At 64.2% G+C, this 23,203-nt stretch carries 29 protein-coding genes and 1 tRNA gene; 14 read left to right on the top strand and 16 right to left on the bottom strand.

Annotated elements, in window-relative coordinates; all coding sequences use genetic code 11:
* Positions 1-4 precede the first annotated feature (4 nt).
* Genes rpsF through rplI form a run of 3 tightly spaced genes read left to right on the top strand, consistent with a single transcriptional unit; the run spans position 5 to position 1,228 of the window.
* The gene (gene rpsF / locus ABDJ38_RS02700; RefSeq protein ID WP_346783534.1) at positions 5-370 is read left to right on the top strand and encodes a 30S ribosomal protein S6; all 366 of its coding nucleotides are present in this window, start codon (positions 5-7) and stop codon (positions 368-370) included.
* A complete protein-coding gene (gene rpsR / locus ABDJ38_RS02695; RefSeq protein ID WP_119592324.1) occupies positions 370-594 on the top strand; it encodes a 30S ribosomal protein S18 in 225 nt (74 codons plus the stop codon). The genes rpsF and rpsR overlap by 1 nt, the downstream gene beginning before the upstream one ends.
* 13 nt (positions 595-607) lie before the next feature.
* Positions 608-1,228, top strand: coding sequence for a 50S ribosomal protein L9 (gene rplI / locus ABDJ38_RS02690; protein WP_346783533.1), 621 nt, complete (start codon positions 608-610; stop codon positions 1,226-1,228).
* Positions 1,229-1,311: 83 nt separating this feature from the next.
* On the opposite strand, the gene ABDJ38_RS02685 is transcribed toward rplI, so the two are convergent.
* Positions 1,312-1,449, bottom strand: coding sequence for a hypothetical protein (locus tag ABDJ38_RS02685; protein ID WP_346783532.1), 138 nt, complete (start codon positions 1,447-1,449; stop codon positions 1,312-1,314).
* A 106-nt stretch (positions 1,450-1,555) separates the two neighbouring features.
* Positions 1,556-2,314, bottom strand: a complete 759-nt coding sequence (locus tag ABDJ38_RS02680) for an alpha/beta fold hydrolase (protein WP_346783531.1) — start codon at positions 2,312-2,314, stop codon at positions 1,556-1,558.
* Between the two features lie 112 nt (positions 2,315-2,426).
* Between ABDJ38_RS02680 and ABDJ38_RS02675 the strand changes: the two genes are divergently transcribed.
* Entirely contained in the window at positions 2,427-3,533 is a 1,107-nt protein-coding gene (locus tag ABDJ38_RS02675; RefSeq protein ID WP_346783530.1) for an HlyD family secretion protein, read from the top strand.
* Positions 3,533-5,110 (top strand): MDR family MFS transporter, encoded by a 1,578-nt coding sequence (locus ABDJ38_RS02670; protein WP_346783529.1) that lies wholly within the window; start codon positions 3,533-3,535, stop codon positions 5,108-5,110. The genes ABDJ38_RS02675 and ABDJ38_RS02670 overlap by 1 nt, the downstream gene beginning before the upstream one ends.
* Here the strand turns inward: ABDJ38_RS02670 and ABDJ38_RS02665 are convergent.
* The 12 genes from ABDJ38_RS02665 to ABDJ38_RS02610 form a co-directional block, all read right to left on the bottom strand.
* Entirely contained in the window at positions 5,107-5,850 is a 744-nt protein-coding gene (locus tag ABDJ38_RS02665) for a DUF4336 domain-containing protein (RefSeq protein WP_346783528.1), read from the bottom strand. The two genes, ABDJ38_RS02670 and ABDJ38_RS02665, sit on opposite strands and share 4 nt — an antisense overlap.
* A 116-nt stretch (positions 5,851-5,966) precedes the next feature.
* Positions 5,967-6,992: an aspartate-semialdehyde dehydrogenase gene (locus ABDJ38_RS02660; RefSeq protein WP_346783527.1), complete on the bottom strand. Its 1,026-nt coding sequence runs from the start codon at positions 6,990-6,992 to the stop codon at positions 5,967-5,969.
* Positions 6,993-7,057: 65 nt separating this feature from the next.
* Entirely contained in the window at positions 7,058-8,278 is a 1,221-nt protein-coding gene (locus tag ABDJ38_RS02655) for an APC family permease (protein ID WP_346783526.1), read from the bottom strand.
* 97 nt (positions 8,279-8,375) lie between these two features.
* Positions 8,376-8,747 carry a 50S ribosomal protein L19 gene (gene rplS / locus ABDJ38_RS02650; RefSeq protein ID WP_346783525.1) on the bottom strand — a complete coding sequence of 124 codons (372 nt, stop codon included), beginning with the start codon at positions 8,745-8,747 and terminating at the stop codon, positions 8,376-8,378.
* A 4-nt stretch (positions 8,748-8,751) separates the two neighbouring features.
* On the bottom strand, positions 8,752-9,621 hold the full coding sequence (gene trmD / locus ABDJ38_RS02645) for a tRNA (guanosine(37)-N1)-methyltransferase TrmD (protein WP_346783524.1): 870 nt from the start codon (positions 9,619-9,621) through the stop codon (positions 8,752-8,754).
* Positions 9,618-9,944: a hypothetical protein gene (locus tag ABDJ38_RS02640; RefSeq protein WP_346783523.1), complete on the bottom strand. Its 327-nt coding sequence runs from the start codon at positions 9,942-9,944 to the stop codon at positions 9,618-9,620. The genes trmD and ABDJ38_RS02640 overlap by 4 nt, the downstream gene beginning before the upstream one ends.
* Before the next feature lie 70 nt (positions 9,945-10,014).
* A complete protein-coding gene (locus ABDJ38_RS02635) occupies positions 10,015-10,743 on the bottom strand; it encodes a DUF5818 domain-containing protein (protein WP_346783522.1) in 729 nt (242 codons plus the stop codon).
* A gap of 67 nt (positions 10,744-10,810) precedes the next feature.
* Positions 10,811-11,317, bottom strand: a complete 507-nt coding sequence (rimM, locus tag ABDJ38_RS02630) for a ribosome maturation factor RimM (RefSeq protein ID WP_346783521.1) — start codon at positions 11,315-11,317, stop codon at positions 10,811-10,813.
* A 119-nt stretch (positions 11,318-11,436) separates the two neighbouring features.
* On the bottom strand, positions 11,437-11,934 hold the full coding sequence (gene rpsP / locus ABDJ38_RS02625; RefSeq protein WP_346783520.1) for a 30S ribosomal protein S16: 498 nt from the start codon (positions 11,932-11,934) through the stop codon (positions 11,437-11,439).
* Positions 11,935-11,967: 33 nt separating this feature from the next.
* Positions 11,968-13,446, bottom strand: a complete 1,479-nt coding sequence (gene ffh, locus ABDJ38_RS02620) for a signal recognition particle protein (protein ID WP_346783519.1) — start codon at positions 13,444-13,446, stop codon at positions 11,968-11,970.
* Positions 13,447-13,717: 271 nt separating this feature from the next.
* Positions 13,718-13,793 (bottom strand) — tRNA-Ala (locus tag ABDJ38_RS02615).
* Between the two features lie 216 nt (positions 13,794-14,009).
* Positions 14,010-14,336, bottom strand: coding sequence for a TIGR02300 family protein (locus ABDJ38_RS02610; RefSeq protein ID WP_346783518.1), 327 nt, complete (start codon positions 14,334-14,336; stop codon positions 14,010-14,012).
* A 212-nt stretch (positions 14,337-14,548) separates the two neighbouring features.
* Here ABDJ38_RS02610 and aroA point away from each other — a divergent pair, with 212 nt between their 5' ends.
* The 5 genes from aroA (at position 14,549) to ABDJ38_RS02585 (ending at position 18,079) form a co-directional block, all read left to right on the top strand.
* Positions 14,549-15,847 carry a 3-phosphoshikimate 1-carboxyvinyltransferase gene (gene aroA / locus ABDJ38_RS02605; RefSeq protein ID WP_346783517.1) on the top strand — a complete coding sequence of 433 codons (1,299 nt, stop codon included), beginning with the start codon at positions 14,549-14,551 and terminating at the stop codon, positions 15,845-15,847.
* Positions 15,844-16,098 carry a CBU_0592 family membrane protein gene (locus ABDJ38_RS02600; protein WP_346783516.1) on the top strand — a complete coding sequence of 85 codons (255 nt, stop codon included), beginning with the start codon at positions 15,844-15,846 and terminating at the stop codon, positions 16,096-16,098. The genes aroA and ABDJ38_RS02600 overlap by 4 nt, the downstream gene beginning before the upstream one ends.
* Complete coding sequence (gene cmk, locus ABDJ38_RS02595; protein WP_346783515.1) at positions 16,095-16,730, top strand: (d)CMP kinase; 636 nt, start codon at positions 16,095-16,097, stop codon at positions 16,728-16,730. The genes ABDJ38_RS02600 and cmk overlap by 4 nt, the downstream gene beginning before the upstream one ends.
* Before the next feature lie 54 nt (positions 16,731-16,784).
* Positions 16,785-17,627: a 23S rRNA (adenine(2030)-N(6))-methyltransferase RlmJ gene (locus ABDJ38_RS02590; RefSeq protein WP_346783514.1), complete on the top strand. Its 843-nt coding sequence runs from the start codon at positions 16,785-16,787 to the stop codon at positions 17,625-17,627.
* Between the two features lie 203 nt (positions 17,628-17,830).
* Entirely contained in the window at positions 17,831-18,079 is a 249-nt protein-coding gene (locus ABDJ38_RS02585) for a hypothetical protein (RefSeq protein ID WP_346783513.1), read from the top strand.
* Between the two features lie 98 nt (positions 18,080-18,177).
* On the opposite strand, the gene ABDJ38_RS02580 is transcribed toward ABDJ38_RS02585, so the two are convergent.
* A complete protein-coding gene (locus ABDJ38_RS02580; RefSeq protein WP_346783512.1) occupies positions 18,178-18,675 on the bottom strand; it encodes an Mpo1 family 2-hydroxy fatty acid dioxygenase in 498 nt (165 codons plus the stop codon).
* A gap of 361 nt (positions 18,676-19,036) precedes the next feature.
* Between ABDJ38_RS02580 and rpsA the strand changes: the two genes are divergently transcribed.
* From rpsA to ABDJ38_RS02560, 4 genes are all read left to right on the top strand, one after another.
* Positions 19,037-20,740 (top strand): 30S ribosomal protein S1, encoded by a 1,704-nt coding sequence (rpsA, locus tag ABDJ38_RS02575; RefSeq protein ID WP_346783511.1) that lies wholly within the window; start codon positions 19,037-19,039, stop codon positions 20,738-20,740.
* A 112-nt stretch (positions 20,741-20,852) separates the two neighbouring features.
* The gene (locus tag ABDJ38_RS02570; protein WP_346783510.1) at positions 20,853-21,260 is read left to right on the top strand and encodes a GFA family protein; all 408 of its coding nucleotides are present in this window, start codon (positions 20,853-20,855) and stop codon (positions 21,258-21,260) included.
* Complete coding sequence (gene gloB, locus ABDJ38_RS02565; RefSeq protein WP_346783509.1) at positions 21,257-22,015, top strand: hydroxyacylglutathione hydrolase; 759 nt, start codon at positions 21,257-21,259, stop codon at positions 22,013-22,015. The genes ABDJ38_RS02570 and gloB overlap by 4 nt, the downstream gene beginning before the upstream one ends.
* Positions 22,012-22,515 carry a GrpB family protein gene (locus tag ABDJ38_RS02560; protein WP_346783911.1) on the top strand — a complete coding sequence of 168 codons (504 nt, stop codon included), beginning with the start codon at positions 22,012-22,014 and terminating at the stop codon, positions 22,513-22,515. Before gloB ends, ABDJ38_RS02560 begins: the two co-directional genes overlap by 4 nt.
* On the opposite strand, the gene ABDJ38_RS02555 is transcribed toward ABDJ38_RS02560, so the two are convergent.
* The gene (locus tag ABDJ38_RS02555; RefSeq protein WP_346783508.1) at positions 22,509-23,123 is read right to left on the bottom strand and encodes an NAD(P)-dependent oxidoreductase; all 615 of its coding nucleotides are present in this window, start codon (positions 23,121-23,123) and stop codon (positions 22,509-22,511) included. The genes ABDJ38_RS02560 and ABDJ38_RS02555 overlap by 7 nt on opposite strands.
* Positions 23,124-23,203: the final 80 nt, after the last annotated feature.

Genomic DNA, 23,203 nt, shown 5'->3' with positions numbered 1-23,203 from the left:
AAGCATGGCTCTTTACGAGCACGTGTTTCTTGCGCGTCAGGATTTGAGCCAGGCTCAGGTCGATGCGCTTGCTGCCAGCGCCACGGAAACCGTGGAGAAGATGGGCGGCAAGGTCGTGAAGACCGAGACCTGGGGCCTCAAGAGCCTCGCCTACAAGATCGACCGCAACCGCAAGGCGCACTTCGTCATGCTCAACATCGATGGTCCGGGTGACCTCGTGGCTGAGCTGGAGCGCCAGAACAACATCAACGAAGACGTCATTCGCTGGCTCACCATTTCGGTTGAGAACCACGAGGACGGCCCTTCGGCCATGATGCGCAAGAACGATCGCGAGCGTAAGCGCCGCGAAAGCCGGGAGGATCGTGACTGATGGCACGCCCGTTTTACCGCCGCCGCAAGTCCTGCCCGTTCGCGGCCAAGGACGCTCCGCAGATCGACTACAAGGACGTGCGCCTGCTGCAGGGCTTCATGTCCGAGCGTGGCAAGATCGTGCCTTCGCGCATCACCGCCGTTTCCGCCAAGAAGCAGCGTGAGCTGGCCAAGGCGATCAAGCGCGCCCGCCACCTGGGCCTGCTGCCCTACATCGTGAAGTAAGGGAGAAAAGATCATGGATATCATTCTCCTCGAACGCGTCGAAAAGCTCGGTCAGATCGGCGACATCGTCTCCGTGCGTGACGGCTATGCCCGCAACTTCCTGTTGCCGCAGAAGAAGGCGCTGCGCGCCAACGAAGCGAACAAGAAGGTGTTCGAAGCCAACCGCGAGCGTCTCGAAGCCGAAAACGCCGAGAAGCGCACCGATGCCGAAAAGCAGGGCGAAAAGGTTAACGGCGAAGAGATCGTCCTGATCCGCTCGGCCTCGAACTCGGGCCAGCTTTATGGTTCGGTCAACGTTCGCGACGTTGCTGCCGCGCTGTCCGACAAGGGCCACGCGATCGACAAGCGTCAGGTCATCATGGGCGCGCCCATCAAGACCATCGGCATGTTCGACGTGACCATCACGCTGCACCCCGAGGTTTCGGTCATCGTGAAGGCGAACGTCGCCCGTTCGGAAGACGAAGCCGAGCTGCAGAGCCAGGGCGTCGATGTCATCGCGCAGATGAACGAAGACGAGCGTGGCGAGAGCGAGGGCTTCACCGAAGCACTCGATCCCGATCGCGAACTCGGCGAACTGCCGAGCGCCGAAGCCGGTGAAGAAGAAGCTACCGAAGAGAGCGAAGCCGAAGGCTGAGCGCTCCTCTAGCGGACAAAAAAAGGGGCGTTGCCATCACCGGCAACGCCCCTTTTTTTTGCGCTCATAGAGCTGAGCGGTTGCTATCCTTCCATCTGGTCCGAAGCAGGCTCCTGCCTGTTGGCTTCGCGGTCCTCATCGGGGATGAAGATACCGCGCTGGCGCTCTTCGGTGCGTTTGGCGGGCTCTCGTTGAGGACGATCGATCAACTCGTATTCCATCGCATCTCTCCTGCTTGTTCTATCGGGAAAAAAACGATGGTCTGCGCAAGCGGGTTCCGGCCTTGGCGACGAACCGGGCAAAATTCGCGCCACAGGCACCAAGCCCTTAATTTTCGTTCAGAAAGTTCCTGATCGCGATACCCAGCTCAGCTTCGGTCACGCTGCTCATATGGGTGCCCGGAATGGTCACGTGGCGCGCATCGGGCAGCGCCTCTGCCAGCTTCTCGCTCGATCCGTTGTCGCCATCCTTGTCGCCACAGATGACGGCGGTGGGCATGGTGATCTGCGCAAGATCGGCAAGCGCAATATCGTCCACCGCCTGCAACAGCAGCCGCGCCGCCACCCGGTCGACCTTCATCTGCTTCATGAACGCGACCGCCATGAAGGCCGCATCCTCGCGCTCCACTTCGTCGAACCGGTCGATTGCGTCGATAAAGAAGGCGCTGCGTCGCTCCCAGCCGGAGAGCCCCTCCAACCCCATGCCGCACAGCGCAAGCCGACGCGGGCTGAGTCCGGCGATGACCCCGCTCGCCACCGTGCGCGCGCCGAGCGAAAAGCCGACGAGATCGTAGTCGCCAAGCTCGAGCCCAGCCACCACTGCCGCCAGATCCTGCGTCAGCACGCCTTGCGGATAGGATGCGGGATCATGCGGTGCTGCGCTCTCGCCGTGGGCGCGCAGGTCGGGCATCAGGCATTCAAAGCCTGCCTCGGCCAGCAGTGCGGCATGGCCGAAGCGGAGCCAGTTCATCTGCGCCGAGGAAAACAACCCGTGCAGCAGCAGCACCGGCCTGCCCTCGCCCAGCCGATGAACGGCGAGCGGGGTGCCGTCGAAGCTGGTAATCGTTTCGGTCTGATGGTCACTCATATTGGCAGCGGTGACAGGCTGTTTGCGATTGCGCAAGGCCGCGCTGGCGCAGGTTGCTAAGTGCAACGTACCGACCTAGAGGGAGCCAGCCAGTGCAGGATGTGTTGCCGTAATGTCCGATTTTCCTGAACCGCCGCCCGCAGCTGCGCCCGGCGCAGACAGCACCGCGGAAGATGCAGCGTCGCCAGATCAGCTCAAGCCCAAGCGCCGGCTTGGCCGCCTTGCCCTGATGGTCTCGCTGCCGATTGCCCTGATCGTGGCTGGTGTCATCTACTGGCAGAGCCTGCAGGGCAAGATCAGCACCGACAACGCCTATGTGAAGCAGGACATGGTCGCGGTCAGCGCCGAGGTCGGCGGGCGCATTGTCGAGGTCCTGACCAAGGAAGGCGACACCGTCGAAGCGGGCCAGCTGCTGTTCCGCATCGACCCCGAACCCTACGAACTGCAAATCCAGCAGGCCAATGCCGCCATCGCCGGGGCTCAGGCGAACCTTACGACGCTGGAAAACGACACCGACCTTACCGGCGTCGATATTGCCGCCGCGCGCGAGGACATCGCCTTTGCCGAAAGCCGGTTCGAGCGTCAGCGCCAGCTATGGGAGCGCGGCTTCACCACCAAAGCCGACTATGACGCCGCGCAGCATGCGGTCACGCAGGCACGCGAATCGCTACGGCAGGCGGAGGCGCGTCAGCGCGAGGCCCGCGCGCGACTCTCGACCGGCAGGGCAGTGCCGGGTGTAAACCCGCAGATCGCCGCCGGGGAAGCCCAGCGCGCCAGTGCGCAGCTCAACCTGCGCCGCACCGAGGTACGCGCTCCGGCTGCGGGCCGCGTGGCCGAGGCGGACCGGCTCCAGGTCGGCCAGCAAGTGCTGCCCAACCTGCCGGTGCTCACGCTGGTCGAGGAACAAACGACCTACGTCGAGGCCAACTTCAAGGAGACTGACCTTGACGACATGGCCGTGGGCCAGCGCGCCGAACTGCGCTTCGATGCCTTTCCCGGGGTCGTGCTGAAAGGCCACGTCGCCTCAATCGGCGCGGGCACGGGGAGCGAGTTTTCGGTCCTGCCGGCGCAGAACGCCAGCGGCAACTGGGTCAAGGTGACGCAGCGCGTGCCGGTGCGGATCGCAGTCGACGACACGAGCCCGCGCCCGCTGATCGCGGGGCTCTCGACCGAAGTCACTGTCTTCACCGACAAGGGCCCGGCCCGAGAGGCTGAATAATGGCAAGCGTCGCCTGGCGCGGCGGTGGCAAGGATCTGGCGGCGGCTCCCCCGCCCGCCTCCGCGTCATCCGACGTCGCCCAGCTGCCCGTACGCAACCACCTGCTGCTCATCGTCGGGGTTATGATCGCCTCGTTGTTGCAGGTGCTCGACGTGACCATCGCCAATGTGGCAATCCCGCACATGCGCGCCTCGCTAAGCGCCACGCCCGACACCATCAGCTGGGTGCTGACCAGCTATATCATCGCCAGCGCCGTGGCCCTGCCGATCACCGGATGGCTGGCCGACCGGATCGGCTCGCGGCGGCTGTTCCTGATGTCGGTGGTGATCTTCGTGGTCGCCTCGATGCTCTGCGGCATTGCGCAGAACCTCGAACAGATGGTGCTGTTCCGCGCCATCCAGGGCTGCGGCGGCGCCTTTATCGCGCCGCTTAGCCAAAGCGCGCTGCTCGACACCACGCGCCCCAGCAAGCAACCGCAGATCATCGCGCTGTGGGGCATGGGCGTGATCGTGGGGCCGATCATCGGCCCGGTGCTGGGCGGGTGGCTGACCGAGATCGCCAACTGGCGCTGGGTGTTCTTCGTCAATGTGCCGTTCGGCATCATCTGCATCGTGATCCTGCTGGCCGAGCTGCCGAGCCGCGCCATCCGCCACCGCCGGTTCGACCTGTTCGGCTTTGCCATGGTGGCGCTGGCGCTGGCCTCGCTCCAGCTCCTGCTTGACCGCGGCAATACGGTGGACTGGTTCTCCTCGGCCGAGACCTTTATCTACATCGGCCTGATGCTGACCGGTGCATGGATCGGAGTGATCCACCTGTCCACCGCGCGCCATCCGCTGTTCGACCGGCGCCTGTTCGCCAACGCAAACTTCGTGATCGCGGGCATTTTCCTGTTCATCGTCGGTGTGGCCATGTTCGCCACCATCGCGATCCTGCCGCCGATGCTGCAGGGCCTGTTCGGCTATGACGTGATCGACACCGGGCTGGTGCTGATGCCGCGCGGCGTGGGCGTGCTGATCACGATGCAGCTATCGGGCCTGCTGCTGAAGAAGGGCGTCGACGCGCGCTGGCAGGTGGCATTCGGCTTCCTCATCACCTTCTGGTCGCTGCACCTGATGGGCGAGTGGACGCTCGACATTGCGCGCGCGGAATTCATGTCCACCGGCTTCCTGCAAGGGCTCGGAATCGGCTTCGTGTTCATTCCGCTGAACACCACCGCCTTTGCCACCCTGCCCCCCGAACTGCGCACCGATGGCTCCAGCCTGCTCAACCTGTCGCGTTCGGTCGGCTCGTCGGTGGGCATTTCGGTGGTGATGACGCTGGCGGCGAACGAAACGCAGCGCAACCACGCTGAACTCGCCGCCCACGTGACGGGCGAAGTGACATCGGCGCTCGATATCTCCAGCCTCGATAGATACCAGCAATATGGCCAGACAGCACTGGCGGTGGCCGATGCCGAGGTGACGCGGCAGGCGATGATGATCGCCTACCTCAACGACTTCCGCCTGATGAGCTGGCTGTGCCTCGCCGCCGTGCCGCTGGTGCTGCTGATGCGCAAGTCGCGGCGCTACGGCACCTAGAGCACCCAGCGGAAGGCGCGCTTGAGCGTAGCGGGCACATCCTCGGTGATCGGCTTGCCATGGGTCATGGTCACGCGCTCGATCGGCCAGGCCAGCATCCTGGCCACCTGCTGGCGCACCTCACGGATTTTCGGCCGGAAGGTCAGGCGGGCATCGTAAGGCAGGCTGCCGTTGGCGCGGAACAGCTGGATCGCCCAGCGTTGCAGCGGGTTTTTCACACGCTTCGGTTCGAAATTCTCGATCAGGTCGACCAGCACCAGCACCTGCGACGCCTTCACGAAGAACACCGCCTCGCTGAAGCTGGTGCCGGGGACGAGCAGCCAGTCGATCTCGCCCGACCATGGGAAGCGCGTGCCGTCCTCGAGCTTGGCGTCGATGCGGAACGGGCGCTTGGCCTTCACGTCGAGATCGGGGACGGCAAGAGTCTGCGCCTCAGGGTAACGTTCGATCCAGTCGGCCATGAACCAGTAGTGGATCGAATTGGGCGCGACCAGCCAGCGCACCTCGCCCAGTTGATCGAGAGCGGCAAACAGGCCCTCGTCGGGCGCGATGGGAGAGTGCAACCACAGCCCGCCATCAGCGAGCCGGACCACGGTCATGCGGGTGGGAAAGGGCACCTTGAACGGCCCGAGATCCATGCGGATTTCCGGCCCGTCGACGATCCACACGTTCTCGCCAAACGGCTTCGGTTCGTTGAGCGGCGCATATTCGACATAGGCGCCCTTGTGGTCGGTGCTCATCCGGTTCTCCTTCGCGACACGTTATGCCGGTGCCCGTTGCACAGAAGGATTGCCAGACCAAATCACCCGCCGCGCCGATGCTGGAAAGCCAGCGGCGCGGCAGGTTATAGGCCTTATCAGCCCTTCTTGAGCTGCGTGCGACCGAGCAGCTCGGCGATCTGCACCGCGTTGAGCGCCGCGCCCTTGCGCAGGTTGTCGGACACGCACCAGATCTGCAGGCCGTTATCGACGGTCGGGTCTTCGCGCACGCGGCTGACGAAGGTGGCATAGTCGCCCGCGCATTCGATCGGGGTGACGTATCCGCCGTCCTCGCGCTTGTCGACGAGCATCACGCCCGGCGCCTCGCGCAGGATGTTCTGCGCTTGCTTCGCGCTGATCTCGTTCTCGAACTCGATGTTGATCGATTCCGAGTGGCCGACGAACACCGGTACGCGCACGCAGGTGGCCGCCATCTTGACCTTGGGATCAAGGATCTTCTTGGTCTCGACCACCATCTTCCACTCTTCCTTGGTCGAGCCGTCATCCATGAACACGTCGATGTGCGGGATGACATTAAAGGCGATCTGCTTGGTGAACTTGCGCGGCTCGATCGGATCGTTGACGAAGATCGCACGGCTCTGTTCGAACAGCTCGTCCATGCCTTCCTTGCCCGCGCCCGACACCGACTGGTATGTGCTTACCACGACCCGCTTGATCTTGGCGGCATCGTGCAGCGGCTTGAGCGCCACGACCAGCTGCGCGGTCGAGCAGTTGGGATTGGCGATGATGTTCTTCTTCTTGTAGCCCTCGATCGCCTCGGGGTTCACCTCGGGCACGATCAGCGGCACGTCGGGGTCCATGCGGAACAGCGACGAGTTGTCGATCACCACGCAGCCTGCTGCGGCCGCCTTGGGGGCATATTCCTTGGTCGGGCCGGAGCCCGCCGCGAACAGGGCAATGTCCCAGCCGGTGAAGTCGAAGTGTTCGAGGTTCTTGCACTTGAGCATCTTGCCGGTGTCGCCCAGCTCGATCTCCGATCCGACGCTGCGCGAAGAGGCGACCGCAGCCACCTCGTCCATCGGAAACTCACGCTCGGCGAGAATGGCGAGCATCTCGCGCCCGACATTGCCCGTCGCCCCGACCACAACCACACGATAACCCATTTTACCATTCCCTTTCATGACGGCCGATCCACGCCGGATCCGGCCCCAAATTTCGTTTGTCGGAGCTAGACCAGCCCCGTGAGATAACCCACCAGCATCACCGCGCCTGACAGCGCACCGGTCAGCCCCACTATCGAAATCGCGCGGTTACCGGCACGCAGGTGGATCGCGATCCAGTTGACCAGCGCAAAGATCAACAGGAAAACGAAGCTCGCCCCTTCGACCAGTTGCTCGATCCCGCCAAGCAGCACGAAGACGCCCGCCACCGCCGAAATCAGCACCGTACCCGCCCAGGGAACGTTGTGCCGGTCACGCTTGGCGAACAGCGCTGGCATTTCACCATCCTGCGCCACCTGATCGGCCAGCCGCGCTGTGGCGAAGACCGTAGCGTTAATTGCCGAGCCAGCCGAAAAGGTCGCCGCGACCGACACCGCGATAAAGCCCGCCAGCCCCAGCGCCTCGCGCCCGGCAATGGCCAGCGCCACCTCCTCGTGCTCGACGATCTGGTCCGCCCCGGCGAGCATCCCTGCCCCCACTGCCACCACGATATAGGTCATGGTGGTCATCGCGATAGCGAGCGGCATGGCAATGCGGATCGTGCGCGCTGGGTTGCGCATCTCGTCGTAATCGTAGCTCAACAGCTGGAAGCCCTCGTAGGCCATGAACACCACGCCCATGCCCACCAGCGCATGACCCAGCCCCACCGGCTGGCTCGTCTCCAGCATCAGCTTTTCGGGCGCCCAGTGCCACAGGCCAAGCAGCGCCAGCCCGAGCAGGATGATCAGCTTGCCGGTCACCGCGATCAGCTCGAACACCGTCGATTCGCTCGCGCCCCACAAGTTGATCCCGGCCAATGCCGCAATCGCGGCCAGCGCAGCTGCCAGCGCCACCCAGTGCGGCGCACCAAAGGCATTGGCGGCATAGGAGCCGAAGGTGACCGCATAGACCGCCACTGTAAGCGTGTAGCCCGCCACCAACACCCAGGCGACCGCCGTCGCCGACCGATCCCATCCCAGTGCCCGCAGATAGGCATAGGAGCCGCCGGGCTCGCCGATCTGGCGGGTCAGCGCTGAGTAGGAATGGCCCGAAGCCAGTGCCACGATCCCGCCAAGCAGGAAACTGACCCAGGCCCACTGCCCCGCGACCGAGATCACGACCCCGAGGGTGGAAAAGATCCCGCCGCCGATCATGCCGCCGACCGCCATCGCCCATGCCCCGCCCACGCCCAGAGCGCGACGCTGGGCGGGCGCAGCGGAGCCCGCAGACGGTGAAGACTTCGACGACATCAAAAACCTTGGAGACGCAAAACGAAAAGGGGCGCCCTGACCGATCCTGCCAGGGCGCCCCTTCGTCGAACTTGGGTGGATTTCGAAAGGACGGCCCTTACTGGCCGACATTCTCCCGACGCTCGGCGATGCGGGCGCGCTTGCCGGTACGGCCGCGCAGGTAGTAGAGTTTGGCCCGCCGCACGATACCGCGACGGACCACGGTAATCGAATCGATGTTGGGGCTGTAGAGCGGGAACACACGCTCCACGCCTTCGCCGAAGCTGAGCTTGCGGACGGTGAAATTGGAGTTGATCGAACGGTTCGAACGGGCGATCACGACGCCCTCGAAGTTCTGCACGCGGCTGCGCGTACCTTCGATAACCTTCACGCCGACACGCACGGTGTCACCAGCGCGGAATGCGGGGATTTCTTTCCCCTCGGTGAGAGCGGCAATGTTTTCCGCTTCCAGTTCCTGAATAAGACCCATGGTCTCAATCCTTATGTTCACGCCGCGCACCAGAGGCAGACAGACCCGGATCGCCACCATGGCGTTCCCAAAGGTCCGGCCTGCGTAGCCGTGTGGTCTCTTCGGCCATGTGCTTTCGCCATGCCTCGATCCTCGCATGATCCCCCGATCGCAGCACTTCAGGGATCGTGCGCCCTTCCCATTCATAAGGTCGGGTATATTGCGGGTATTCGAGAAGGCCGCTTTCGAAGCTCTCGTCATCCCCGCTAGAAGGCGCGCCCATTACGCCGGGAAGCAGGCGAATGCAAGCATCGAGTATGGCAATCGCGGCAGTTTCTCCGCCCGATAGCACGATGTCAGCGAGGCTCACCTCCTCGATATCGGGCCGTGCTTCGAACAGACGCTCGTCGAAGCCCTCGAACCGGCCGCAGATGATGGTGACACCGGGACCCTTCGCGATGGCGCGGATGCGCTCCTGCGTGATCGGTTTCCCACGCGGGGTCATGGCGAGAATGGGGACGGAAGTATCACTCAACCCCGCTCGCCCTGAGCTTGTCGAAGGACTGTCTTCTTCTTCCGCCGCCGTGCCAGAAAGTAAAGACGATGGTTGGCGCGTCGCGCCCTCTTCGAGTCCGACAGGCTCAGCATGAGCGGAGGTGGGTGGGTGAATTGAATCCAACGCCCGCGCCAGCACGTCAGCCTTCAGCACCATGCCCGCACCGCCGCCTGCGGGCGTATCATCGACAGTGCGGTGCTTGTCCTCAGCAAAATCGCGGATCTGCACCGTCCGACAGCTCCAGTCTCCCCGCTCCAGCGCGCGCCCCGCCAAGGAAAGGCCGAGCGGGCCGGGAAACATGTCAGGGTACAGCGTAAGGACGGTTGCGGCGAAGGTCATTCGGCAATCTTTTCAGCCCGGTTGCGCGCGAAGGCATCGGCAATCATGCCCACGCCAAGCCCGGTGATGAAGGTCACCACCCCGAGCACGAACATCACGATCGCCCACAAGGGCGCCATGTTCTGGCAGGGCTCGACCTCGCAGCTCATATCCTGCGTCAGCGCGATCCACCCCGCGAAGGCGAAGAAAGCCACCGCGACCGGTGCGGCGGCGATCAGGCCGTTGGTCACGCGCTTGTTGCCGGGCCGCATGGTGCCCAGACCAAATCCGATGGCGGCAGGAACCGTGAGGGTGGCGACGAAGACAGAAAGTTCAACAAGCATGGCCCTGCGCTAGCCCCGGCGGCATAGCCGCGCAAGGTGAACGGCAGCGCCCCTGCGCGAGGCCCACCGGTCAGCCGCATTTAACGAACACAACTCCGTCGCCAGTGATTGTCGCGCTGCCGATGCTGACCGGATCATATGCGGCGTCAGTGGCAGGTCTCAGTATTGCGAGCCCGTCGGGGCCGCGGCTCTCGATCGGCAGATCGGGCATGGGCTCATCGAGATCAATCCGCTGGTAATTTCCCAATACGATTGCAGCGTCGTTGTCGTGACCCTCTATCTCGCCTTCGATGACCAGCGCGCCGGGGCTGCGGCTGATGGTGAAGTCGGGCCTATTGCAATCGGCGCGCAGCCCTTTCGCCACCCAAGAGCCGACCAGGTATTCTTCGGTGAGCGCCGTCCCACCGGCACGCGCCGGGTCGCGGCCGCGCGCTGGCGGATCCTTGGCTTCGATACGGCTTGGCAGCAAGGTTCCCTGCCCTTCCATGCAGAAACTGGCATCGGCGATTTCGCCCGTGATCTCGACGTAGTCGCCAGTCCCGAAATCCGCCTCGCCCAGGTTGACCGACCATTTTTCACCATCGGGCGTGGTGATCACTGCGCATTCGGTCCCGCGATCAAGCCGCCCTTCGACAGTGACAAGGCTGGGGGTGCCCGAGGGACGGGTTCCGGCCGGATCGGCTGCTGCGGGAGCGGTTGGCAAGGTTACGTCATCGTCTGGCGATGGGCCGCTGGCACGATCACCAGAGGAACAGGCGGCAAGCGCAAGCACGGCGGTGGCTGGTAGAATGCTCTTCATGCCCCTCCAACGCGAGACCGCGGGCATGTTTCCGAATTGCGCGGGGTAGCGGGCTGGCGGCCCTTAATCAGATATCGGCGAACTCGGCGCTGATCACGAGCCGTTCGCTGTTCCACGCGGGCACAGCCTCGGGCCGCATGGGCACCATGAAGCGCAGCGGCTTCTTGCCCTCTTCGGCGGGGCGCTCGATCTCGATAATGTCGCTGGCGCCAAAGTTCTCGACCGCGACCACGCGACCCAGCGCCTCACCCGTGTCGGAGACGGCGGGCAGGCCGATCAGGTCGGCGTGATAGTATTCGCCCTCGGCCAGCGGCGGGAGGGCATCGCGCGCCACTTCGAGCACGGTGCCGCGCAGTTTCTCCGCATCGGTGCGGCTGCTCACTTCGGCAAAGCGGGCTATCGCCCCGCCCTTGCCATCGTCGCGCAGCTTGGTGAGCGTGAGCGCGCCGCCGTTAAACACCTTGTGCTGTTTCAGCGAGGGCAGTCCCTCGCCGAACAGCTTCAGGCGGACCTCGCCCGTTACGCCATGCGCGCCGGCAATGGCGGCAAGGGTGATGGTCTGTGCGTTGCCCATGGATAAAAAAATCGCTCCGCTTGCCCTGAGCCTGTCGAAGGGCTGCACTTACTTGCGTAATGCGCTGCCAAAGGAAAAGGCGATCCTTCGACAAGCTCAGGATGAGCGGGTGGAAGAAATCAGCCTTCCGACTTTTCTTCGGCAGCAGCCTCTTCAGCAGCCGGAGCTTCCTCGGCGGGAGCTTCTTCAGCCGGAGCTTCCTCGGCGGGAGCCTCTTCAGCCGGAGCGGCAGCAGCGGCCTTGGCCTCTTCCTCGGCAGCCTTGGCAGCTTCCTCAGCGGCAGCGATCTTGGCGGCCTTCTCTTCAGCGCGTTCCTTGGCGTTATCGCCCGGCTCGCCCTTCTTCGGGTTGTTTTTGGCTTCGCGCTCGAGGATGCCAGCCTTGTCGAGGAAGCGGTGCACGCGGTCGGTCGGCTGGGCGCCAACGCCGAGCCAGTAGCGGATGCGATCCTCGATCAGCTTCACGCGGCCTTCGTCGTCCTTGGCGAGCAGCGGGTTGTAGGTGCCGACCTGCTCGAGGAACTTGCCGTCACGGGCACGGCGGCTGTCGGCCACCACGATGCGGTAGTACGGACGCTTCTTGGCGCCACCACGAGCGAGCCGGATTGCAATTGCCATTGTAGATAACCTTTCTGAATTAAATCTCTGAAATTACTTCTTGTTCATCAAATTCGCTATGTCGGGTGGAAGGCCACCAGCACCGCCGCCGGGAAGGCCTCCGGCACCACCGCCGCCGAGCAATCCGCCCAGCCCGCCGCCGCCTGCTCCACCGCCACCGGCGCCGAACATGGCGGCCAAGCCTTTCAGCCCGCCCATTTTCTTGATCTGCTTCATCGCGCGGCCCATTTCCTGGTGCATCTTGAGGATCTTGTTGACCTCCTGCACCGAGGTTCCCGAGCCCGCCGCCACGCGCTTCTTGCGCTTGGCATTCAGCAGTTCGGGGCGCGAACGCTCCTTCGGCGTCATCGAGCCGATGATCGCATCCATGTGGACGAGCACCTTGTCGTCGACGCCCGAGGACTGCATCGCCGCCTTGGCCTTCTTCATGCCCGGCATCATGCCCGCGAGCATGCCGAGGCCGCCCATGTTCTGCATCTGCTTGAGCTGCATGCGAAGGTCGTTCAGGTCGAACTTGCCCTTCATCATGCGGTTGGCGAGTTCCTCGGCCTCTTCGGCCTTGATGTTCTCGGCTGCCTTTTCGACCAGGCTGACCACGTCGCCCATGCCGAGGATACGGTCGGCCATACGCGAGGGGTGGAACAGCTCGATCTGGTCGAGCTTCTCGCCGGTGCCCGCGAACTTGATCGGCTTGCCAGTGACAGCGCGCATCGACAGCGCCGCGCCACCGCGAGCGTCGCCATCCATACGGGTGAGCACGACGCCGGTAAGCGGCACTTCGTTCGAGAACGACTGCGCGACGTTCACCGCGTCCTGACCCGTGAGCGAATCGACTACCAGCAGCACTTCGGCAGGCGTTGCCACCGAAGCGACAGCCTTCATTTCGGCCATCAGCGCTTCGTCGACATGCAGGCGGCCCGCAGTATCGAGCAGCAGCACGTCGACGTTCTGCAACTTGGCCGATTCGAGCGCACGGCGGGCGATGTCGACCGGCTGCTGGCCCGCGATGATCGGCAGTGTCGCCACTTCGACCTGCTCGCCGAGCACCTTCAGCTGCTCCTGCGCTGCCGGACGGTTGACGTCGAGCGAAGCCATCAGGGCCTTCTTGCCCATCTTGGCCTTGATCAGGCGAGCGATCTTGGCCGTACTGGTGGTCTTACCCGAACCCTGCAGACCGACCATCATGACGACGGCGGGCGGGCGGACATCGAGGTTAAGCGGAACGGCCTCGCCGCGCTCTGTGTCGCCGCCGCCGAGCATCGCCACCAGCTCGTCATTGACGATCTTGATGACCTGCTGGCCGGGCGTGACCGACTTCAGAACTTCCTGGCCAACCGCGCGCTGCGTGACCTTGTCGATGAAATCGCGTGCGACGGGGAGCGCCACGTCGGCCTCAAGCAGGGCCACGCGAACCTCGCGCATGGCATCGCGCACGTCCTGTTCGGACAGCGCCCCGCGCCCGCGCAGGCGGTCAAAGACACCGTTCAACCGATCGGACAGCGTATCGAACATGCGCGTCACAACTCCAACTGTGCGCCTGACCCCAAATCAGACGACTGGGGCCAAACGCGAAAAACGCCGGCGGACGAAACCTCGTCGGCCAGCGTGGGGCGAACCCCTATGAACCCAATGCAATCGGGTATGTTGAGATCCGGTCAGGATCGAGGCGAAAATGGTGGCTTTCGAGAACCGGAGCGGAGCGGGCTTCTGCCCGTGAGCGCCGGAAGCGCAGAAAGCTGCCGTTTGCAGCCCGATAATGGCCGGATATCGACATATCCGGGAATGGTGGAGCCTAGCGGGATCGAACCGCTGACCTCAACACTGCCAGTGTTGCGCTCTCCCAGCTGAGCTAAGGCCCCGTTCCATTCATTTTCCGGCCGCTTTCCGCGTCCGGGAGGCAGCCCTCTAGTAGGGTACTGCCGATTGCGCAAGCATGAATTTCACATCGTGCTTTTACTATGAAGCCATGTGGCTTCGCAAGGGCGACGCCCGCCCGCAGCTGCCCCGCACCCCGGACTTGACGGGGGCTCGGGAACAGCAGCGAGGATGCTCACACGGATGCGTGAGCGAAAAACTTACGTATCCTCTTCCTTCTCGTCGTCGGCAGTGGCAACGCCGAGATCGTCATCGCCGCCGAGGTCGACGTCGTTGTCGGGCGAATCGTCGTCCTCGTCGATATCTTCGAGATCGTCATCGTCACCGCTGAGATCCGAATCGGCTTCCTTGCCCTCGACCTTCTTCTCTTCCTCGAACGGAATCGGCTGCTTGGACTTGAGCACCGGCTCAGGCGTCCATTCGTTGCCGCATTCGATGCAGGTTACCGGGTCTTCCTTGCCCAGATCGTAGAAGCGTTCACCGCACTTGGGGCAGGTGCGCTTGGAGCCCCATTCTGGCTTGACCATCAAAGTGTCCTTAGTCTCGCCCGGACAAAAGAGAAGCCGGGTCGGGGTAATCAGGTGACATGTTCCTGGCTGGCAATACCAGCTCGGGAATCATTGGCGCAGCGCCTTGCCATAGGCCCATGCCACTGTCAAAGCGGCGCGCAATTCGCCGTCATTTGTGCAGGATCACCACCATTTCAAGCTCTACCACTCCGAACCCGCACCGTTTCACCATGTCCGGCCCGCTTACCGGCGCGATCCGCGTTCCCGGCGACAAGTCGATCAGCCACCGCTCGCTGATGCTCGGCGCGCTCGCTGTGGGCGAAACCCGCGTCACTGGCCTGCTCGAAGGCGAGGACGTGCTCGCCACCGCCGCCGCCATGCGCGCGATGGGCGCCAACATCGTGCGCGAGGATAGCGGCACGTGGAGCATTCACGGTGTCGGCGTCGGCTCGCTGCTGCAACCCGAGGCGGCACTGGAAATGGGCAATTCGGGCACCTCCACCCGGCTGCTGATGGGCGTGGTCGCCAGCCACGCCATTTCCGCCGTGTTCACGGGCGATGCCAGCCTGTCGAAGCGCCCGATGGGCCGCGTGATCGAGCCGCTCTCGCAGATGGGCGCGCAGTTCGAGGCCTCGCCCGGCGGCACCCTGCCCTTGCGGCTTCAAGGCGCCTGCCCTGCCGTGCCGATCGAATACCGCCTGCCCGTCGCCAGCGCGCAGGTGAAGAGCGCGGTGCTGCTGGCCGGGCTCAACACCGCCGGGATCACCCGCGTGATCGAGCCGGTGATGACGCGCGACCACTCCGAGCGCATGCTGCGTGGCTTCGGCGCCGAACTCAGCGTCGAGGAAGTGGACGGAGAGCGCGTGATCGAAATTCACGGCGAGGCGACGCTTAAGCCGCAGACCATCGAGGTGCCAGGCGATCCCTCGTCCGCCGCCTTCTTCGTGGTCGCCGCACTGCTGACCGAGGGCAGCGACCTGATTATCGAGAATGTCGGCCTTAACCCCACCCGCGCGGCGCTGCTCGGCGTGCTGCGGGAGATGGGCGGCTCCGTCGAAGAACTGAACCGGCGCGATGTCGGCGGCGAGCCGGTGGCGGACCTGCGTGTGCGTCACTCCGCGCTCACCGGGATCAAAGTCGACCCGGCGGTCGCCCCAAGCATGATCGACGAGTTCCCCGTGCTGTTCGTCGCCGCCGCGCTGGCCAAGGGCACCACCCGCACCAGCGGCCTCGACGAACTGCGCGTGAAGGAAAGCGACCGCCTCTCGACCATGGCCACGGCGCTGACGCTGGCAGGCGCGCAGGTGGAGGAGGCGGAGGACGGCCTCACCATCCACGGCACTGGCGGCGATCCGCTCCCCGGAACAGAAGAAGGCGCACAGGTAACCACGCATCTCGACCACCGCATCGCGATGAGCATGGCCGTGGCAGGCCTCGCCTCGCGCAATGGCGTGATGCTTGACGACACCTCACCAATCGCCACCAGCTTCCCGACCTTCATGGCGCTGCTGGAAGAGGCTGCGGCGTGAACGCGCTCGACGCCTATGCCTATGTTGGCTTTGTCGGCACCGCCTGCATCATCGCCGCCTATTTCTATTTGACTGCCAGCAATGCGCCCAACCCGTTTGTGGTCCACGGCACCAACCTGGCCGGGGCGGCGCTGCTGACGGTGTCGCTGGTCAGGCACACCAACTGGCCCAGCCTCGTGCTCGAAGGCTTCTGGGCCGCCATCGCCATCAGGGGCCTCACCAAGGCCGTTCGCAAGGAGAGAGGCGCATGATCATCGCCGTCGACGGCCCGACCGCTTCGGGCAAGGGCACCGTGTCCAAAGCGCTGGCCGCGCACTTCGGCCTGCCGCATCTCGACACCGGCCTGCTCTATCGCGCGGTCGGCTATCAGGTGTCGCGGAACGGCGGCGATGCCGAGAACCCCGAGGACGCGCTCGCCGCCACCGGCTTCGCTGACGAACTGCTCGACGAACCCGAGCTGCGCAGCGAGGAGGTCGGAGGGCTGGCGAGCCGCGTCTCGGTGCATCCAGCGGTGCGCGCGGCGCTGTTCGAGCGCCAGCGCGCCTTTGCCACGCAACCGGGCGGAGCGGTGCTCGACGGGCGCGACATCGGCACGGTGATCGCACCCGAGGCCGAGGTAAAGCTGTTCATCACCGCCAGCGTGACTGCGCGGGCCAAACGCCGCTGGCTGGAAATGACGGGCCGCGAGATCGAAATCTCGCTCGACGAAATCGAGGCCCAGATCGCCCGGCGCGACATGCGCGATCGGCAACGCGAGGATGCGCCCTTGCGCGCGGCGGAAGGAGCCGTGGTGATCGACACTAGCACGCTCGACAAGGAGGCCTCGATTGCCGCCGCCATCGCCGCCGTCAACGAGGCCACCGGGCAGACGCCCTGCGCTTGAGCCACGAGGGCATGGTGCCGGTGCAAGCGCAGACCAACAAGATAGTGAAGCGCCATGAATTATCGCCACTCTTTCCATGCCGGCAACAGCGCCGATGTCGTCAAGCACAGCTTGCTGATCGCGCTCATCCGGGCCCTGCAGCTCAAGCAAAGCGCGCTGACCCTGATCGACACCCACGCCGGATGCGGGCTTTACGACCTTCTCGGCGATCAGGCCCAACGCACCGGCGAAGCGGCGCAGGGCGTGCTGCGGGCCTTTGCCGACACCGATCCCTTGCTCGACGACTATCGCGCCGCCGTTAAGGCGGTGAATGAGGAGTCGGGCCACGGGGACGAACCGCGCCTTTACCCCGGTTCGCCGCAGGTTATGGTGCAGCTCCTGCGCACGCAGGATTTCCTGATCCTCAACGAAAAACACCCCGAGGATGCCCATGCCCTGCGCGACGCAATGCGCGGCACGCCCGCCGCCGTGCATCAGCGCGACGCCTACGAGTTATGGCTGGCGCTGCTGCCGACCCGAACGCCGCGCGGCGTGGTGGTGGTCGACCCGCCGTATGAGCAGACCGACGAGCGCGCCCGGATCACCACCACCCTCGCAGCGGCTCATCGCAAGTGGGCGCACGGCGTGACGGTGATCTGGTATCCGCTCAAAGAGCGCGCCACGCACGCGCGATGGAAGGAGCAGCTCGGCAAGCTCGGCATCCCGAAATTCCTGTCGGTCGAGCATTGGCTGTACGACGAAGAACAGCCCGGCATTTACAACGGCGCGGGCCTGTTCATAGTCAACCCGCCCTATGCCTTCACACAGGCGCTGCCGCCGATGCTGAAGGCCCTGCGCGCCGCGCTGGCACCCGAGGGGCATAGGGGCGAGCTTATGGCCGACTGGCTTCGGGAATAAGACGGGCTGTTATCGGCCTGCACGCCCATATTACGTTTCAACGCGCTCTAACGGCCATGATTGCAGCCATCCAACCGCTTCTCAAGCGGTGTGTCTGCTTAAGCATCTAGCTATCCAATAGCAGTCTGGCAGGAAACGACCCGGTTACGGACTTTGGTCGTTTTTGATCTTGTGCCTGCTTGCCTCTCAACCATAAGGCTCCCATGACCGCAGTCTACGATTGGATTTTTCAGCTCTGGCCCGACGCGCTGGTCGTTTTGGTCGCTAGGTGGCACATGGCGGTTGGCGGCCTGATTTTCTTCGTTTCGCTGCTTTTTGCAGCTATTGATTTCCGATCGGCAAAGAACGCTCAGCGAAAGAAAAAGGGCTCTCTAGTCATTGCTTCTCTCGCATTCGCTGGTGCTATCGGGATGTTGAACGGCTATCTGATCTATCGTTGGAAAGCTGGATAGCTAACGGCAGCTTTCCACCCTAATCCCTGCCATACAAGCGCCCCAACCTGAATTCTCGGATTCAGACACGCCTACAGACAGGCACCTGCTCGCAACTCTTATCCTTTCCGCTCAATCTCAGCCTTAAGTTCCCCGCACAGGCCCAGCGCAAACGCCGCCTCGGCAGTCACGAACAGCGGCCCCGCCAATAGCGATCGCAGGTCGTCGACGAAGGCCGGTTTGCGACCCTCGAAATGGTGGCCGAGGAACTGCAACGCCCAGCCCACCACGAACAGGGTGATCCCGCTGCCGAGCCACAAGGCAGTCTCCATCTGCGCGATCTCCAGCCCCAGCCGTGCCATACCCACAAGCACCAGCGCCAGCGCCCCACCGAGCAGCCTGTCGAGCTTGAGATAGTACAGCGCTGCCGCCGCAGTGGCGATCACCGCCGGGGTCAGCGTGAAGCCGGGCAGCTCCCAGACCGGGCGCGACAGCAGTATCTCCACCGCCAGCACGATCAGCGGGATGCCCAGCGCATGGGTCGCGACATTGCGCCGGTCGCGATGGTATTGCCGATAGCGTGAGAGAGCTTCTACCAGGGGGGCATGGCTTGTCATGAAGCTTTCCTACAAGGCCAGGTGGCTGGCAGGAAGCGCCCGTCATGAACGAACACCGCTTCACCTTCCCGACACCGCCTGAAACCGTGGCGCGAATGGACCAAGGTTTTTCCGCTCAGGACCCTGTCACACCTGTAACACCTTAACCACCGCCCACCCAATTCACTTGCCTTTTGCGCCCGTTTCGCCTAGGCGCGCGCTCGTTCCGAAAGGCTTTCGCTTCGAAGGACCCGCGCAAGGCATCCGGCCCTGTGCGGAAACGGCCCTCTTGCCCCGTTTGCCCCGCAATGGTGCGGGAGACGGGTAAAGACCCCGGTAAAACCGGTGGCCGGTAGCAAATGTGAACAGGATAGACTCCACTATGGCATCCAGCGCCAACCCCACCCGCGACGATTTCGCGGCAATGCTCGACGAACAGCTCGGCGGCGCCGAGGGCGGCTTCGAAGGCCGCGTCGTCAAGGGCACCGTCACCAACATCGAAAACGGCATGGCCCTCATCGATGTCGGCCTCAAGAGCGAAGGCCGCGTCGCCCTCAAGGAATTCGAACGTGGCGAAGACGACCACGGCCTGAGCGTCGGCTCGGAAGTCGAAGTCTTCGTTGACCGTGTCGAGAACGCTGACGGCGAAGCCATGCTGTCGCGCGACCGCGCCCGCCGCGAAGCCGCTTGGGACAAGCTGGAAAGCGAGTTCGGCGAAGGCAAGCGCGTCGATGGCCGCATCTTCGGCCGCGTGAAGGGCGGCTTCACCGTCGATCTAGACGGCGCCGTGGCCTTCCTGCCCGGCTCGCAGGTCGACATCCGCCCCGTGCGCGACGTCACCCCGCTGATGGACATGCAGCAGCCGTTCCAGATCCTCAAGATGGACCGCCGCCGCGGCAACATCGTCGTGTCGCGTCGCGCCGTCCTGGAAGAGACCCGCGCCGAACAGCGCAGCGAACTGATCGACAAGCTGGCCGAGGGCCAGGTCGTCGACGGTGTGGTCAAGAACATCACCGATTATGGCGCCTTCGTGGATCTGGGCGGCATCGACGGCCTGCTCCACGTCACCGACATGAGCTACAAGCGCGTCAACCACCCGAGCGAGGTGATCGAGATCGGCCAGACCGTGACCGTCCAGATCATCCGCATCAACGCCGACACCCAGCGCATCAGCCTCGGCATGAAGCAGCTTGAGAGCGATCCGTGGGAAGGCGTTGGCGCCAAGTACCCGATCGGTGCCAAGATCACCGGCCAGGTCACCAACATCACCGAATACGGTGCCTTCGTGGAGCTGGAGCCGGGCATCGAAGGCCTGGTCCACGTTTCGGAAATGAGCTGGACCAAGAAGAACGTCCACCCCGGCAAGATCGTCTCGACCTCGCAGGAAGTCGACGTCATGGTGCTCGAAGTCGACAGCGAGAAGCGTCGCATCTCGCTCGGCCTCAAGCAGGCCCAACGCAACCCTTGGGAAGAGTTCGCCGAGGCTCACCCGGTCGGCTCGACCGTTACCGGCGAAGTCAAGAACGCCACCGAGTTCGGCCTGTTCATCGGCCTGCCCGGCGACGTGGACGGCATGGTCCACATGTCGGACATCGCCTGGGGCATCTCGGGCGAAGACGCGCTGGCGCTGCACCGCAAGGGCGAAGAGGTCCAGGCCGTGGTGCTCGACGTCGACGTCGACAAGGAGCGCATCAGCCTCGGCATGAAGCAGCTCGAGAAGGGCGCACCTTCGGCTGAAGGCGTGGGCGACAGCTCGAGCCTGCGTCGCGGCGAGACCGTGACCGTGACCGTGCTGGAAGTCCGCGATGGCGGCCTCGAAGTGCAGGTTGGCGAAGACGGTGCGACCGGCTTCATCAAGCGCTCGGACCTCGGCCGCGACCGCGACGAGCAGCGTCCCGACCGTTTCCAGGCCGGCCAGAAGGTCGACGCCATGGTCACCGGTTTCGACCGTTCGAAGAAGCCCAACTTCTCGATCAAGGCGCTGCAGATCGCCGAAGAGAAGGAAGCTGTGGCACAGTTCGGTTCGGCCGATTCGGGCGCCTCGCTGGGCGACATCCTCGGCGCCGCGCTGAAGAAGAACGACTAATTAGGGGTGCACCCGGCCATCCGGTCGGGCGTCCTTTGACCTTCAGGAAGGCCCGCTTGCCCCATGGCAGGCGGGCCTTTCCTACATCGGGCGACCGGCCTAGACTGGGGCCATGCTAGCCCACTGCCAATGCGGCGCTCTTCAGGCCTCGGTTTCCGACGATGCGCAGCCCACACCGGTGCTGTGCCATTGCGACGACTGCCAGAGGCGCAGCGGCTCGCCCTTCGGCGTCATCGCCTACTTCGCCAAGGAGGCTGTCACCGTATCAGCCGAGGCGCGCGAATACCGGCGCGGCTCCTACAGCGGGACGGCGCTTACCAACGGCTTCTGCCCGCACTGCGGCAGCACCGTCTATGTCCTGCTCGAAAAGGCCCCAGCGCTGATCGGGGTGCCTGTAGGCGCTTTTGCCGAGCCCAGCTTCCCCGCCCCGGTGCGCGCGGTGTGGGAACAGCATCGCCACTCATGGGTCAGTTTACCAGACGGCACCCCCACCTTCGCAAGAGGATCCGACGGCAAATGACACTCGAACTCCACCAGTTCCCCTGCCTATCCGACAACTACGGATATCTGCTGCACGACAGCGCCAGCGGCGAGACGACCTGCATCGACACTCCCGATGCCGACACCTACCTGCGCGAGGCCGAGGCGAAGGGCTGGCGCATCACCCAGATCTGGAACACCCACTGGCATGCCGACCACGCGGGCGGCAACGAAGCGATCAAGGCCGCAACCGGGTGTACGATCTACGGCCCACAGGAGGTGGCGGCCAAGTTCCCGCTCGATGTGGTGCTTGCGGGCGGAGACAGCGAGACGCTGGGCGACAACACAGCGCAGGTCATCGACGTGGGTGGCCATACCAAGGGCCATATCGCCTACCACCTGCCCGAGGCGGGGCTCGCCTTCGTCGGCGATTCGCTGTTCGCGCTGGGCTGCGGGCGGATGTTCGAGGGAACGCCCGAACAGTTCTGGGCCAGCCTTGAACGGCTGCGCGCCCTGCCCGCCGACACCACCATCTGCTGCGCGCACGAGTACACCAAGGCCAATGCGGCCTTCGCGCTCCACGCCGACCCCGGCAACGATGCGCTGATGGACTACGCTCGCGAAATCGAGGCCAAGCGCGCGGCGGGCAAGCCGACGGTGCCCTTCCCGCTGGCACGCGAACTGGAAACGAACCCCTTCCTGCGCGCCGACGATCCCGACATGCAGGCCCGCTGGGGTGGTGAGAGACCAGACGAGACCTTCGCCGCGATCAGGGCAGCGAAGGACTCGTTCTGAGCGAGGCCGTCGAACTCGCGCCTTACGATCCGCATTGGCCCTCCGCCTATACGGCTGAGGCCAAACGCCTATCGGAGGCCTTGGCCGATGCTCTCTGCGCCCTGCATCACATCGGCAGCACTTCAGTGCCGGGCCTGGTAGCCAAGCCGGTGATCGACATGCTTGGTGAGGCCCAGGATCTCGCCGCTATCGATGCCTGCGCTCCGGCACTGGCTGACCTCGGCTACCTCGCGCGCGGGGAAAATGGCATTCCCGGACGCCGCTTCTTCGAAAAGCGCGACGCGGCGGGCAATAGGTCGCATCATCTGCACGTCTTCGCCTTGGGCGCGACCGAGATTGCCAAGCACCTCGCCTTTCGCGACCGCTTGCGCGCCGATCCGACGCTGAGCGCAGACTATGCCGCGCTCAAGCTGGCAATCCTCGCCGGTGGGGTCGAGCGGCGAGAGGATTACCAGCAAGCCAAGTCAGCCTTCATCACCCGCGCATGTCGGACTCAATAGCCTACGGTGAAGCGCGATCGGCTATGATTATGCGCTTCCAGCTCGTCGATCATGGCGATGGCATAGTCGGCATAGCTGATCTTGCTCTCTCCGTTGTCATCGACCACGAGCTGGTCGGTGCCGAGGCGGAAGCTACCGGGGCCCTGACGCTCGCCAACGAAGATCAGCATGGCGGGCGAGAAGAAGGTCCAGTCAACCTCCTGCTCCTCCCGCAGACTATCGAGGAAGTGAATGCCTCCGATCACGAACGGCTTGATGTTCTCGGGGAACTCGGGCGAATCGTAGAGCCGCACACCGTCGGCGTTCTTGAGACTGGCCGCGCCGCCCATAACCAGCAGGCGCGGAACGCCCGCGGCCTTGACCGCGCCCAGCAGATGCTCGGCGGTAACGTTGAAGTGAAGCGCGCTGATCACCGCATCGACGCCCCTGATCGCTTCGGCCAGCGCCTCTGCGTTCTCGGCGTCGCATTCCTTGGCAGTGATACCGTCAGCCGCCGGAATGTTCTCGGGGTGGCGTGACAGGCCGAGCACTTCGTGCCCGCGCGAGGCCGCTTCCTTGGCAATCTCCGAGCCGCCCTTGCCGCTTGCTCCCAGTACCGCAATCTTCATCTCGTTCTCTCCCGGTTGTGAAGATGACGAGATGGGCTAGCCACCGGGACGCGGCAAGGCAAAGCGCAAAAGAAAAACCC

It is taken from the genome of Aurantiacibacter flavus, assembly GCF_039710615.1.
Classification (GTDB): Bacteria; Pseudomonadota; Alphaproteobacteria; order Sphingomonadales; family Sphingomonadaceae; genus Alteraurantiacibacter; species Alteraurantiacibacter flavus.
This window is presented reverse-complemented; position numbering and strand designations above follow the sequence as displayed.